This is a genomic window from Nitratifractor sp., assembly GCF_015487065.1.
Classification (GTDB): domain Bacteria; phylum Campylobacterota; class Campylobacteria; order Campylobacterales; family Sulfurovaceae; genus Nitratifractor.
Map to the genome: position 1 here is coordinate 1 of NZ_WFQN01000036.1, position 13,638 is coordinate 13,638.

Annotated in this window: 14 protein-coding genes; 7 read left to right on the top strand and 7 right to left on the bottom strand. The window is 54.6% G+C overall.

Going from position 1 to position 13,638, the window contains the following annotated elements:
- Nucleotides 1-1,741 (top strand): molybdopterin-dependent oxidoreductase (locus F8I07_RS01930; protein ID WP_292655020.1); only part of this gene is annotated, 1,741 nt, incomplete at its 5' end.
- A gap of 289 nt (nt 1,742-2,030) precedes the next feature.
- Here F8I07_RS01930 and F8I07_RS01935 read toward each other — a convergent pair.
- The 4 genes from F8I07_RS01935 to F8I07_RS01950 form a co-directional block, all read right to left on the bottom strand.
- Complete coding sequence (locus F8I07_RS01935) at nt 2,031-2,564, bottom strand: O-acetyl-ADP-ribose deacetylase (RefSeq protein WP_292655023.1); 534 nt, start codon at nt 2,562-2,564, stop codon at nt 2,031-2,033.
- Nucleotides 2,565-2,791: 227 nt separating this feature from the next.
- Nucleotides 2,792-3,388, bottom strand: a complete 597-nt coding sequence (locus tag F8I07_RS01940) for a hypothetical protein (RefSeq protein WP_292655026.1) — start codon at nt 3,386-3,388, stop codon at nt 2,792-2,794.
- A gap of 66 nt (nt 3,389-3,454) precedes the next feature.
- Entirely contained in the window at nt 3,455-5,326 is a 1,872-nt protein-coding gene (locus F8I07_RS01945) for a TonB-dependent siderophore receptor (protein WP_292655028.1), read from the bottom strand.
- 180 nt (nt 5,327-5,506) lie between these two features.
- Nucleotides 5,507-5,668: a hypothetical protein gene (locus F8I07_RS01950; RefSeq protein WP_292655031.1), complete on the bottom strand. Its 162-nt coding sequence runs from the start codon at nt 5,666-5,668 to the stop codon at nt 5,507-5,509.
- A gap of 275 nt (nt 5,669-5,943) precedes the next feature.
- On the opposite strand from F8I07_RS01950, the gene F8I07_RS01955 reads away from it, so the two are divergent.
- The 6 genes from F8I07_RS01955 to lptB all read left to right on the top strand — a co-directional run bounded on the left by F8I07_RS01955 (nt 5,944) and on the right by lptB (nt 10,155).
- The gene (locus F8I07_RS01955) at nt 5,944-7,137 is read left to right on the top strand and encodes a tetrahydrodipicolinate N-succinyltransferase N-terminal domain-containing protein (RefSeq protein WP_292655034.1); all 1,194 of its coding nucleotides are present in this window, start codon (nt 5,944-5,946) and stop codon (nt 7,135-7,137) included.
- Nucleotides 7,138-7,255: 118 nt separating this feature from the next.
- Nucleotides 7,256-7,495: a hypothetical protein gene (locus tag F8I07_RS01960; protein ID WP_292655036.1), complete on the top strand. Its 240-nt coding sequence runs from the start codon at nt 7,256-7,258 to the stop codon at nt 7,493-7,495.
- Nucleotides 7,492-7,737, top strand: coding sequence for an RNA-binding S4 domain-containing protein (locus F8I07_RS01965; RefSeq protein WP_292655038.1), 246 nt, complete (start codon nt 7,492-7,494; stop codon nt 7,735-7,737). Before F8I07_RS01960 ends, F8I07_RS01965 begins: the two co-directional genes overlap by 4 nt.
- A 35-nt stretch (nt 7,738-7,772) precedes the next feature.
- Nucleotides 7,773-8,759, top strand: a complete 987-nt coding sequence (gene trpD / locus F8I07_RS01970; protein WP_292655041.1) for an anthranilate phosphoribosyltransferase — start codon at nt 7,773-7,775, stop codon at nt 8,757-8,759.
- A gap of 249 nt (nt 8,760-9,008) precedes the next feature.
- The gene (tsaE, locus tag F8I07_RS01975) at nt 9,009-9,440 is read left to right on the top strand and encodes a tRNA (adenosine(37)-N6)-threonylcarbamoyltransferase complex ATPase subunit type 1 TsaE (RefSeq protein ID WP_292655044.1); all 432 of its coding nucleotides are present in this window, start codon (nt 9,009-9,011) and stop codon (nt 9,438-9,440) included.
- On the top strand, nt 9,433-10,155 hold the full coding sequence (lptB, locus tag F8I07_RS01980) for an LPS export ABC transporter ATP-binding protein (protein WP_292655047.1): 723 nt from the start codon (nt 9,433-9,435) through the stop codon (nt 10,153-10,155). Before tsaE ends, lptB begins: the two co-directional genes overlap by 8 nt.
- A gap of 36 nt (nt 10,156-10,191) precedes the next feature.
- Here the strand turns inward: lptB and F8I07_RS01985 are convergent, their stop codons facing one another.
- The 3 genes from F8I07_RS01985 to rpsR all read right to left on the bottom strand — a co-directional run bounded on the left by F8I07_RS01985 (nt 10,192) and on the right by rpsR (nt 13,481).
- The gene (locus F8I07_RS01985; protein WP_292655049.1) at nt 10,192-10,617 is read right to left on the bottom strand and encodes a hypothetical protein; all 426 of its coding nucleotides are present in this window, start codon (nt 10,615-10,617) and stop codon (nt 10,192-10,194) included.
- Between the two features lie 12 nt (nt 10,618-10,629).
- Entirely contained in the window at nt 10,630-12,843 is a 2,214-nt protein-coding gene (locus F8I07_RS01990) for a S8 family serine peptidase (protein WP_292655051.1), read from the bottom strand.
- Nucleotides 12,844-13,217: 374 nt separating this feature from the next.
- A complete protein-coding gene (rpsR, locus tag F8I07_RS01995; protein ID WP_292655054.1) occupies nt 13,218-13,481 on the bottom strand; it encodes a 30S ribosomal protein S18 in 264 nt (87 codons plus the stop codon).
- Nucleotides 13,482-13,638 lie beyond the last annotated feature (157 nt).

Below are 13,638 nucleotides of genomic sequence, written 5' to 3' on the forward strand. Positions count from 1 at the left end.
CGATCCCGCCCGTCCCGAAAAACTGGTGGCCACCCCCGGCCATCCCCTCTACAACGGCGCGCTTTGCCGACTGCTCAACAAAGAGATCCATCAGGCTCCCCGGATTACGACTCCGAGGATCGACGGGAGAGCGGTGAGCATGGAGGAGGCGCTGGAGGCGATCGCCGAGGCGCTGAAGGTGGAGACGAAACTGCTCTGGCGGGGGTCGGGGAATTTGGGGGTGATGCAGCAGGTGACCGATCTGCTGATGGAAAAAATCGGCGGAACCCTCACCCACGGTTCGCTCTGCGACGGCCCGGGCCAAGCGGGGATCCGGGAAGGGCGGGGGATCAACCGGCAGCTTCCGCCCGAGCAGATCGCCAAAGCCGACGTGATCGTCGTCTGGGGACGCAACCTTCCGGTAACCAACGCCCACCTCATGCCCCTCATCGAAGGAAAAACCCTCGTGGTGATCGATCCGGTGCGCACCACGCTGGCACAAAAGGCCGACCTGCATATCCAGCTCAAACCCCGCAGCGACGTCTATCTGGCCCTGTTGCTGGCCCGCTTCATCACGATGGAGGACAGCCAGAACGACGAATGGCTCGAAGAGTGGGGGACGGAGTTTGACGAGTTCTACGATTTTACCCGGACCTTCCGGATCAAGGCGCTGCTGGAGTATATGGGGCTGAACCTGGACCATATTGGGGACCTGCTTCTGCTGCTTCAGCAGGAGAAGGTGGTCTTCCTCGTCGGCGGCGGGGTGCAGAAGTACTCCATCGGCCATTACACTCTTTGGGCCATCGACTCCCTGGCGGCGACCCTGGGGCTCTTTGGCCGGGAGGGGTGCGGGGTGAGCTTCCTGGGAGAATCGCGACAGGGCTTTGAGAATCCTTTCGCCGTGCAGACCCCCACCGTGCCGATCGTGACGACCCCCTTCGATCGCTTCGAGACGGTTCTGGTGCAAGGGGGCAACCCGGCGGCGAGCATGCCAGGCAGCGGCGAAGTGATTGAAAAGTTGCAAAAGGTGAAAAATCTGATCTACTTCGGCCTCTATGAAAACGAAACCAGTGAACTGGCCCAGATCGTCCTGCCGGCCAAAAGCTTCCTGGAAAAGGAGGATCTGCGTCTGAGCTACGGCCACCACGCGGTAACCCCGATGCACAAGGCAATCGAGAGCGAGATCGGCATCAGCGAATACGATTTCACCGCCGAGATGTTCCGGCGGCTGGGGCTGGAGGGGTTGCGCAGCGAAGCGGAGTATCTGCGCATCTGGCGGGAGCAGTGCATCGAGCGCGACGGGAAACTGCTGCTGCCTGATTACGAGGAGTGCCCTTACGCGGAGGGCTTCGGTCCCGAAGGGGAGGATGAATTCTGTTTCATGGACGATTTCGACGATGATTTTGAAGACACCCGCCGCTTCCGCAAAGCCCGCAAGCTCAAAAACAAAGAGGAAGCGATTACCGAATACTGGCTTCTTACTCCCAAGCAGAGCCACTCTCTCAACACCCAGTTTGAGCGTCCCGAGCGGATCCACCTCCCCCCTGAAGCGGGCTTTGCCGAAGGAGAGAAGGTCCTCGTCTCCTCCGAGCACGGTGAGATCACCCTCGTTGCCCACATCGACGAGCGTCTCCGCCGCGACTGCATCCTGATCCCCGCCGGAACACGTGGGGTCAACTTCCTCACTCCACCGATGCTCAGTGAAGAGGGGCATGGGGCCTGCTATCAGGAGGTGAAGGTCAGAATAACTAGGAATGAGTAACTAGTAACGAGTAACTGGTTTGATCGTTTGGTAGCGTGGGATTGCGATCCCACGTTATGGATGGAAGATGGAAGATGGAAGATGGAAAATGGAAAATGGAAAATGTTGGGCGCGAATGAATTCGCGCTTCCTTTGATCCAATGACTCTTCCTTTGCCGACTTTATAGTGTTCTGACAAACCGGAACGATCTCTCTCTTCGTCATCCTGAACTTGATTCAGGATCTACGCTATCTGCGGCTTTGAAGCCCTGGATTCCGGGTCAAGCCCGGAATGACGAAGTTTTGCCTTTCAATGACATTTTTCCTCCGTCGCCTTTTCGAAAATTCTTCGGCTCTCTTCACTGTGGAAGATAAACGTCACTTCCATCTCGGGGTGCTGTTGCAGAAACGCCCGTACGGTTCGGCAGGCGATCCGAGCGGCACGATCAGGGGGAAAGCCGTAGATCCCGGTGGAGATGGCGGGGAAGGTGACGCTGCGGCAGCCGAGTCGCCGGGCGAGAGAGAGGCTGTTGCGATAGGCGTTTTCCAGGAGTCGGTCACATGCTTCTTCGCTGCCGCAACGGCCCCAGATGGGACCGACGGTGTGGATCACGTAACGTGAGGGCATCCGGCCTGCGGTTGTGGCGACCGCCTGGCCGGTGGGGAGGCCGTCAGGCAGCTGTTCCTGCCGAATTCGCTGACACTCCTCCAGGATCTCGGGACCGCCGGCCCGGTGGATCGCCCCATCCACCCCGCCCCCGCCCATGCAGGAGGAGTTGGCGGCGTTGACGATGGCGCAGACGGCCTCTTGAGTGATGTCTCCGGTTTTGATCTGAATGGGCATGTTTCCCTCCGGGAAAATTAGGAGTGAGGAATCGTTGAGAAACTAGTAACGAGTAACCGATCCTGTAGCGTGGGATTGCGATCCCACGCTATGATGAATGGCAAATGATGAATGATTTAGGTTTGCGTTGCTTCGCAACACCGCTGTAGCACATAACACGTGACACATTTCTTGCGACTTGTGACGTGAGGCCCGAAGGGCCGTGCTTGCGACCCTAATACTGCCGACTATCGACTGCCTCGCCCAAAACTCCTCACCAACAGAAAAATTATAACCACCTCGCACCCGAGCAAAAGCCAGTGCAGATCGTAGACTTTGGCTTCGGGGGTCGTGATACCCCGGTGTTCCAGGAGTTTGTAAAAAAGCCAGGAGCCGCCCATGCCGATGAGGTAGCCGATCTGTTTGGCGCTGTCGACCCGGCGGAGCAGTTCATCGTCGTCCAGCGCCAGTGTCTCGGCCCGCACCAGGTAGCTGCCGAACGAGAAGGTCACCTGATAGCCAGCATAGACCAGCATCGCCGTCAGCCAGGTATAGGGCCGGGCCAGGAACCAAAGCACCATCGCCAGTACCACCAGCTCGACAAAAAGACTGATCCTGAAAAACCAGGGCAAGGTCATGATCCGTCCGTAGAGCTGGGCAATCGCCAGCATCGCCAGTGCCAGGAGAATTCCGCCCAGAGAGTAAACCGAAGGATCGAGGGGCTTGTAGATGGTGAAGATCGTCCCCACACTCAGACCGAGAAAAAGAGAATTGAAGAGTTTGTATCCGATGTAGGAGTGCGGGAAAAGTTGCCACCCTTCGGGACGTATCGCTCGATTATCCATCATTCATCCCGTGCATTATCAATCAACAAACTCATTCAAAATCCAACATCAAAAATCCATCATCCTCTAAAACTTGTACTCCACTTTACCATAGATTGAGCGTCCCTCGGTGCTGTAACCGTCGGCAGTTTGGTAATCTTTGTCGAAAATATTGTGAGCCTGGATCGAGAGAGTGAGGTTTTTGCCGATCTGCTGGTTGTAGCTCAGGTTCACGAGGGTATAGCTACCGAGAGTAACATTGGTAGGGGTCCAGCCGACCCAATGCTGATCGGCACGTTTCCCGACATATTGCAGGTTGGCTCCCAGGTGGATTGCGGGGCTGAAGGCATAGTCGAGAAAGAGATTTCCTTCGTTGCGGGGGACGCGGATCAGCGGGCTGCCGTCAGCGCTTGTCAGGGTAAAGAGGTGGGTGTAGTTAGCGCCTAATGTCATGTGCAATGCCGTGATGTTGTAGTGTCCTTCGATTTCGATGCCGTCATGGGTTTCATCCGCTCCGCCGTTGTAGTAGTAGTCGTTGGGCCAGCTGCCTCCGGGGATGAGGCGGTCGGTGATCTTGCTTCTGAAATAGGTGAGTTTGATGAGATCTTCGTAACCGGCGGAGATTTCGAAGCCATGGGTATATTCAGGTTTGAGTGTTGAACCGGGTTTGGGTTTGGTCCACTGGTAGATGCTGGGGGCTTTGTAGGCGCTGTAGAGGTTGGCGGCAGTGAAGAGACCCGGCAGGAGATTGCATTCGCGCTTCAGGCCGAAACGATAGGTCGCTTTGTTGTCGAAGGCACTGAAATCGTCATAGCGCAGGGTCGCGTCAACAATAGTCCTCGCGCCCAGCAGGTCATCCCAGATGTAGCGGTAGTTGCCATAGACGGCCCGGTTGTCATAGGCGGCGGCATTTCCGCTGTTGGCAAAAGGCGTCGTTCCTTCGATCCGGTTGTACTCCACGCCGCCGCTGAGTCGCTGATGGTTGTCGATACGCCAGACACCGCGGAGTGTCCCCCGTTCGCTCTGTCCCTGGAAACGGGAAGGACCCCAGGCAGCGTCGTTGAGCTGCCGGTCGATTGTGTTGCTGCTAAACATGGCATGCAGCGCGAAGTCGCCGTGCGCATCGTAGTCATAACTCAGCCCGATGAGTGAATCGTCGAAGGTTCCGTTGCTGGCACTGTCGTCAGGCCCGGTGGAGTCGTAGTCGAAATCTCCTTGGATTTTGTGGTAGAAGACGCCCCAGGTGCTATTGGGGGTGGGGTGGAGGGTGCCTTTGAAGTGAAGGGTGTCGTTGGTATAGCCGTCATCTTCGGCATCGCGGGGCAGTTGGGCGGAGAAGCCGTCGGTTTTGAAGTGGTCTCCGCTGAGGTAGAAGCTCCCGGCTTCCCCGGAGGCGGAGAGGGTGATGCCTCCTGTTTTGCTGTTGTAGCTGCCGTAGCCGCCGCGGAGTGAAACGTGGCCTCCGGGGGAGGCTGATTTGGTGATAATGTTGATGACACCGGCGACGGCATCGGCCCCCCAGAGGCCGCTTTGGGCCCCTTTGACCACTTCGATACGCGCTACATCGTCGAGGCGGAGATGGGCCAGCCCGGTCGAGAAGGAGGGATCCGTGGGATCTTTGAGCGGGACACCGTCGAGCATGATGAGGATATTCCCACTGTTAAATCCCCGAAGAAAAAGCCCGGAGGTCTGTCCGGGGCCGCCGTTGGAGTAGGTGCTGAAGCCGCTGAGACGACTCAGGGCGTCGGCCAGAGTTTGATACCCACGTTGCTGAATCTCTTTGGCTGTGATGACGGTGACGTTGGCGGTGCTATTTTTGAGCGGTTCGCTGACCCGGTCGGGGGTGACGGTGATGATCCCCAGTTCGTCGAGATCGGCGGTGGTGTTGTTATCCGGTGAGGCCTGGAGCGCTCCGGTGAGCAGGGCGGCGGTCAATAGTGAGAGATATCGTCGGTTCATAAGGTTCCTTTTTTATTTTGTGCTAAGTGCTAAGTGCTACGTGTTCAGAATCATGGGGTCTGAACAACCTCCGTCATTCCGGGCTTGACCCGGAATCCAGGGCTCAAAACTCCCATTAAACCGCGGATCCTGAATCAAGTTCAGGATGACGAGAGCGATTGTTCCGGTTTGTCAGAATGCTCAACGCTCGGAAGGCGGGGAGGTTTTGTATTCGTGATAGAGGTGGGGGCGATCCCGGTGCCGGTAGCGGCTCTCGATGCTGCAGAGTCGGTGCAGGGTCGAGTGCATCGCGATAGTGGCGAGAGAAAAGTAGCGTCGGCTATGGCCCCGGAGATGTTTCATAGCGCGTATTCTATCGTCAAAGCCCTTTGAGATATAATATCCCGAAATATGCATCTGATGCATTTCCGACTGCATATTTGTGAGAAATTATTTTTCACGACTAAGTGCTCTGAAAAATCCCTGTCATTCCGTGTTCAACTCGGAATCGGGGCCTTGGATACCTACTGGTACTGTGGATCCTGAATCAAGTTCAGGATGACGAAATCGGATCATGCCGGTTTTTTAGAGCATTCAGTTTTAATAAAAAAACACAACAAAAAAAATCAGGAGTACATATGGCAATCGAGACCGTTACAAGCACGGAAGCATTCAAATCCCTGGTCGAGGAGATCAAGGCTCAGGAGGGGTACCGGGAACCCGTCGCCTTCGGAATCGCCCGGGTGGATCGGGGACAGAAGAATGCCGACAAGGTGCTGCAGGCCAACTACGCCGTCGTCAACTGGCGGGAGAACTACGGTTCCGCCGCGATCTTTATCCGGGCCCTTCAGGAGGCGCGGGTCGAGGTGGATTTCAGCGGCAGCGAGTTCGTCGCGACCCTGAGCGATGAGTTCGTCGCCAACGCCATGGCGGCCTTCGCCCCCTATGTGGCCGAAGCGGTGGGGGAGGCCCATCGCAACGTCCAGGTGGTCAAGGTTCTCTCGGCGATGGAGGATATCGGCAAGGATTTCCGTATCACCTTCCTCTTCGAAGACGAGGCCCCCAAGAGTGTGGAGGCGGTCTATCTCAAACTCTACGCCCTCTCTCTGGGCAAGGCGCCTCTGCGCGGCGTCAATCTCAACGGTGCCTTTGGAGTACTGAGCAACGTCGCCTGGGTGGGGAACAAACCCTACGAGCTGGATTATCTCCGGGAGAACGAAATCGAGATGAAGCTCAAGGGGACCTTCCCCGATATCGATAGTGTGGACAAGTTCCCCCGCTATCTCCAGCATGTCATTCCCGCCGACAATACCCGGATCCTGGACAGCTCCAAGGTTCGCATGGGGGCGCAGCTGGCTCCCGGAACCACCGTCATGCCCGGCGCCAGCTACATCAACTTCAACGCCGGGACCCTGGGGCCTGTGATGGTCGAGGGGCGCATCTCCTCCTCGGCGGTGGTCGGCAGCGGCTCCGATGTGGGCGGCGGTGCGAGTATCCTGGGCGTCCTCTCAGGGACCGATGGCAACCCCATCAGCATCGGAGAGAATACCCTGCTGGGAGCCAACTCGGTCACCGGGGTCCCTCTGGGAGACGGCTGTATCGTGGATGCAGGCATCGCGATCCTGGCGGGGACCAAGATCCGCATCGACGAGGATCAGCTGGCCAGGATCAAAGCCGCCAACCCCGAGGCGGATCTGGAGGACAAAACGGTCTTCAAGGGAGCGGAGCTCCAGGGCCTCAACGGTGTCCATTATCGCCAGGACTCTCTCACCGGTGAGCTGATTGCCCGCCGGAGTACCCGGGAGGTCAAGCTCAACGAGGAACTCCATTGATCGAAACTCCGTTTCGATCAAGTGAAGAGTGAAGAGTGAGGAATGAGGAATTGCGGGGCGCTGCTTTGCAGCGCGATGGAATGGAGGCGGGACTTCAGTCCCGCATTTAGGATAATAGATGGAAAGTAGTGGACTGGATCTGAACGAGCGGGTTTTTCTCCTGGGGGTGCTGACCCAGAAGGAGGGGGAGACGATCCGGGATCTGATCCTGGCCCTGGCCAACACCGGAATGTTCACCCCCAAAGAGGGTAAACGCATTCGCAAAGAGCTCGAAGCCGGGGGGTATCTCCTGGAGGGGAAACTCACCGTCAAAGGGATGATCGAGGCCAAGAGAGCCGAAGAGGAGTTCAAACTGTGAGAATCGACAAATGGCTCAGCAGCGTCAACGTGGTCAAGCGACGCACCATCGCCCAGGATATGGTCAAGAGCGGGGTGGTCTTCATCAATGGTGTCAAGGCCAAACCCTCCAAGGAAGTCAAAGTAGGGGATCGCATTACCATCGAATATCTCAAAGGGCCCCGGGAGTACGAGGTGCTGGCGATTCCGACGACCAAGACGATCCCCAAGAGCAAAAAAGAGGAATATGTTCGTGAGCTTTAGCTCACGGATTGAGAATTGAGAATGGAGAATTGAGAATGGAACATGTATCCCAGGTCAAAAAGGCATTCGAGCGACTCTTTGCCAATGAGATGAGTGAGGGGGAGGCGCGGGATTTTCTGGTTTCTCTCTATGAAAAAGGGGAGAGTCCCGAGGAGATCGCGGCGGCGGCGGAGGTGATGCGGGAGCACTCGGTGAAATTGCCGGTTCCGGAGGAGCTGCGCCAAAAGTTGGTCGATATCGTGGGCACCGGTGGAGACAAGAGTGGCAGCTTCAACATCTCCACCACCGTCGCGCTGCTCCTGGCGGCTTCGGGGTCCTATGTGGCCAAGCACGGCAACCGCTCCATCACCAGCAAGTCAGGCTCTGCCGATCTGCTGGAGGCTCTGGGTATGCGGCTGGATCTGGATCCCGAGCGTCAGGTGAAACTGCTGGAGGAGACGGGCTTTACCTTCATTTTCGCCATTCACCACCATCCGGCGATGAAGCACATCATGCCGATTCGGAAATCCCTGGACCACCGTACCATCTTCAACATTCTGGGACCATTGACCAACCCGGCGGGGGCCCGGAAGTATCTGATGGGGGTCTTCAGTCCCGACTTTGTCCACTCGATGGCCGAGGCGCTCCTGGATCTCGATGCCGAGCGGGCCTATGTGGTCAGCAGCGAAGACGGGATGGACGAGATCTCCCTGGCGGCGCCGACCCGTTTCGCCTACGTAGAGGCCGGCCGGGTCAGCGAAGGGGTGATTGAGCCGGAGGTCCACGGCTTCAAGCGCGCCCCCAAAGAGGCGATTCTGGGAGGAGACGCCGTGGCCAACGCCGCCATCACCCGGGCGGTTCTCAGCGGTGAGGAGCAGGGCCCCAAGCGGGATGTGGTTCTGCTTAACGGCGCCTATGCCCTCTTTGTCGACGGCCGGGCGAGGGATATCCCCGAAGCGATCGAGATCCTCAGTGAGACGATCAACAGCGGCAAGGCGGCGAAGCATCTGGAGGAGATCATTCGGGTCTCCAATGCGCTTTGACAGGGGTATAAATTCATTCTCACACCCCTGTTTTTCCGATTCTCCTTCATTTCTTTTTCTTTGTTTCGCGACAAAGAAAAAGGAAACGAAGCAAAGAAAAAGAAAACGCGAAAGACTGACGTCCATTCGGTCATGCCATGTGCAATGAGCTTTCAGGGATCGGATAATGACTTCAAGAACAAAAAGCCTTACGGCTAGGAAGGAAACTACTCAATGAACTCCCCAACCCCATCAAACGGCAAACGACAAATGACAAATGACGTTATCGAGATCGAAGCCGGGTTGGAGGAGCTTCCTGAAGTCGTTGCGGCTATCGAGCGTCTCGTTCCGAACAATGCCGTCATCTCCCTGAAGGGGGACTTGGCGGCGGGAAAAACCACACTGGTCCAGGCCATCGCCCAAGCGGCAGGCTCGACAAGTACCGTCACCTCCCCGACCTTTTCTCTTCAGCATAGTTACGGAGACGGACTCTATCATTACGATCTTTATCGGACCGGCTTCGAAGAGTTGGCGCGGCTGGGATTGCTGGAGGAGTTTGATAAGCCGGGACGCCATCTGGTGGAGTGGATGGACAAGGGGCTCAAAGCCTTCTTAGCCGCTGCCGGGTATAATCTCTGGCAAGTGACGATCACTCCCGAGGGAGAGCGTCGAATCTACCGAATCGAGCCGCTGAATGCATAGACTTCGAGCCACCGGCCTGAGCAAGGTCATCAAAAAAAAGACCATTGTCCATGGAATCTCGCTGGAAGTTGCCAGTGGGGAGATCGTAGGGCTTCTGGGCCCCAACGGTGCGGGCAAGACCACCAGCTTCTACATGATCTGCGGACTCACCGACGCTACCGAGGGGCACGTGCAGCTGGACGGACAGGATCTGACTCCTTATCCTCTGAGCGTCAGAGCGCGAATGGGGATCGGCTATCTGCCCCAGGAGTCGAGTATCTTCAAGGATCTCAGTGTCGAGGGGAATCTCTGGATCGCCGCGGAAGCGACGCCGATGGACCGTGAGGCTTCCCGCAAGCGGATCGATGAATTGTTGGAGCTTTTCAACGTGGAGCCGATCCGGGACCGCTTGGGCTTTCGGCTCAGCGGTGGGGAGCGCCGCCGGGTCGAGATCGCCCGGGCCCTGGTGGGCAAACCCAAATTTCTCCTGCTCGACGAGCCCTTTGCCGGAGTGGACCCCATCGCTGTATTGGACATCCAAGGGATCATCCGGCAGCTACGGGATCTGGGGATCGGCATCCTCATCACCGATCACAATGTCCGGGAGACCCTGGGAATCTGCGAACGTGCTTATGTTATGCGTGCGGGAGAGATGCTGGCCCAGGGCAGCAGCGAAGAGATCGCGGAGAATCCGGAGGTTCGCAAGCACTATCTGGGCGAAGAGTTTACGCTATAGAGAAGTTGCTCTGAGCAGAGAGACCTCTCATCTTTTTCAATAGGGCCTTTTCCTCAGTTTCCAGTTTGGTTTGAGTGTGTCGATATCTTTTTCCGTCGTAATAATCTTTTTGATTAGTGCAAGATCCGATAATTTGGATCGGTTTTCAAAAATCAGATAGCCTGTTTTGAGTTTCGCTTTCAGACGAAGGCCGTATTGATTTTCCAGATTGGATATGTCTATATGATGCATTTTTTTGAATCGTATTACAATGCCATGTTTGGCAGTAATGTCGGAAGGGGTGTAAGGTGTGAATCGATTGGCACCTGTTTTAGTTTTAGGGATATTGAGAATCCGTGTAACGCCTTTCTCAATGATGGGGGACTGAACAAAGTCACTGTTTTTGGGAGAATGCTTTTTTATAGGTCCTCCTGCCATCATAACCGTTATAACCGACAGAGTAAGTAGATATAGCTTTTTCATCGTTGTCATCTCCTAGTGTCCAAAGATTTGGATTTTGATTGATTTGACTGTTCCTTCGTCTTCATCCTCTTTATCAGAGAGTTTGACTTTCCACTCCCCGGAACTATTCTCATCCATCATAGCTGCCGTACTCATCCGGAATCCTCCCTCCATCCAGTTTTCAACGACCTGGGAAGCTCCGTTTCCTTCTTGCATCAGTTGGACCTTGGTCCCTGCCGGCGATTCGAGTTCTACGCGGTAATCAGAAGCGTAGGTACTGTTATTGTCGATGGTTACTTCTACCCATTCAGTGGTAAGATTCTCCGAAACATTAAGTGTAAAGGTTCTGGAATCTTTGTCAGGAATGGGTGTATCAGGAGAGATGGAAACCGTTGTGTTCTCTTCCGCCGGGAGAAGCGTGTATCCGGAAGCACTGCACTGATCGATCATCCCTTTGGCGTTGATTAGGCCGAATCCGTAATCGGTGCTGAAGTGGAGGCCGGCTCCGTTGGTAATCCAGGTATTGTTACCACTGTCAATTTTTGTCGCGGTAGTAGCAATGAGGTGACGCACATCACGCCAGGTTAGATCCGGGCAGGCTTCAAGGACGAGGGCCAGTACACCTGCAACAGTGGGAGCAGCGGCACTGGTGCCGTTCATCGCATAAGTATAATTTTCATATTCGTCATCACTCCAGGTGGTTTTTTGATTGATATCCCCTGAATTGCTGGAAGTGCCCATGACCGTGGTCGTTCCGATAGTGGGACTATCCTGATAGAAGTTACCGCTGTATCCGGAGACCAGGAGATTGGCACCAGGATTGGAGTAGTCGGCATAGGTATTGTCGTTTTTGAGGGCTGCTACGGCGATGGCATAGCGGTTACTCAACATATATTGGAGGTTGGCATTGCCGTTTCCGTACGTATTACCGCGATCATTTCCAGCGGCAAAGACATAGATTCTTCCTTTGCCATCCCTCAGGTTTTTTACTCCATCGGCCATAATCTCTTCAAGAACTGTATCGGTATCGAAATAACTTCCCCAACTGTTGTTGGTTACAGCAATTTCATCGGCACCTTGGCCTGTCAACCATACCTTTTCCAATGCACTGTAAGTCTGAGATTCTAGCCAGTTGCTTCCCGCCAATTTGGCAAAAGGGGCAATGCCTCGGACTCCAAGGCCGTTGAATGCCCGGGCAGCCATGATACCGGCTACCATCGTTCCATGCGTATATCCTTCATTGGTATCGTTGGGGGAGGGATCACCAACATTCTCACCGTCATAGGAACGATCTAGGTCCATATTGTCTTCTAAATCCTCGTGATCGGCATCTACGCCGGTGTCAACAACCTGAACGATAATGGGGGTTCCGTTATTGTATCCCATATATTGGTGATAGACCTCCATCAGATGGAGATCATTGCCGGGGATTGTGGCCACACCGCTATCATTGGTATGATTGCCGAGACTTTGAATGTGCCATTGCATATAGAAAAATTGATCGGCCCAAGAGGATGAACCGTTGGATTCATTCCCATCTAGAACACCGTTTTCATTTTGATCCGCACAGTGATCATCCATATTCAAAACATCTCTTTCGATATTGTCGGGGATATAGTCTCCGTCCAAATCCCCAGCTGTTCCCGATCCGGATTCTTTTGCAGTGACAGTCATTGAGTCACTTCCGGTTGCGCCGTCATCATCAGTAGCGGTCAAAGTGAGATTGTGATCGCCAACAGTAGTGGGTTTGTAATCAAATTCGGCTGTCGTAGCCAGCTGCGTACCGTTTTCTGTCCATACACAGCTGGTGATACTGCCGTCAGAGTCTGTACAGCTTCCGACGATATGGACAGTGGTGTTGACTTCCACTATTTTGTCCGGTCCGGCATCGGCAACAGGGGGATGATTATTGACGGCGGTAACGACCATCGAATCGCTATCTGTAGCATTGTCATCGTCAGTGACGGTAAGCGTAAGCGTATGGTTTCCTACGCTTGTCGGTGTATAGGTAAAAGTGGCAGTGTTTGCTAGTACTGTTGAACCTTCTTTCCATTCATAGGAGACGATGTTCCCGTCCGGATCGTAGCTTCCACTTCCGTCAACCGTAACAGAATGATTGACTTTGACAGTTTTATCTGGACCAGCATCGGCGACGGGAGGTTTGTTACCTCCCTGACCTCCGCCTCCTCCTCCACCGCCGCAACCAGCTGCGATCAATAGAATGAAAACCGGAATCAGATAGCTCATCAATCGCTTTGTTAGATTCATTTTAACTTCTCTCCTTCTGTTATAATCTTTTGGAATGTTGAGTCTCTACTAGACAACTTACTTGGAGGTCATCTATGCCATCCTCCACTCTATTGAGGATTTACGACATAATATATACTTTTACCACACATTTCTTTGGATCTTCTATCCACGACAAAGGGAATTTTCAGGAACCGATACTTGAGTATTCCTCTAAACTTATATCCAGTTTACAATGAAAATTAGTTTAAACTAGAGAAGAGATGGACTATTTTATTCAGTCTCTTTTGAGAATGAAAGTTCGGATATTTTGATTAAGAGATCAAAAAAAAGCAAAGGGGGAGGGGTCTCAGTCCCCGGAAAGAACCCGGAGCTTACTTGATCAGTTCGAAGGGGTTTTCAACGACGCGCTTGCGGTCGACGATGTAGGGGATCAGAGCGGTCTGGCGGGCACGCTTGATAGCGGCGGTGACCATCTCCTGATGCTTTTTGCAGTTGCCGGTCAGGCGCCGGGGCATGATCTTGTAGCGCTCGGAGAGGCTGAACTTCAGCATCTGCAGGTCTTTGTAGTCGATGAAATCGACTTTCTGCTCGCAGTAGCGGCAGTATCTCTTTTTGAATTTTCTTCTTTCGGCCATTTATTGTCTCCTAAAAGGGTATTTCGTCTTCGTCGATATCGATCTCGGGAACGCTGGGCTGTTCCGGCTGGGCGGGCGCGGCGGAGGGGGCGGGCTGCTGTGCGGGTTGTCCGTAGCCGCTTTTGGCCTGGGGCGTGCCATAGCCACCCTCATTCCC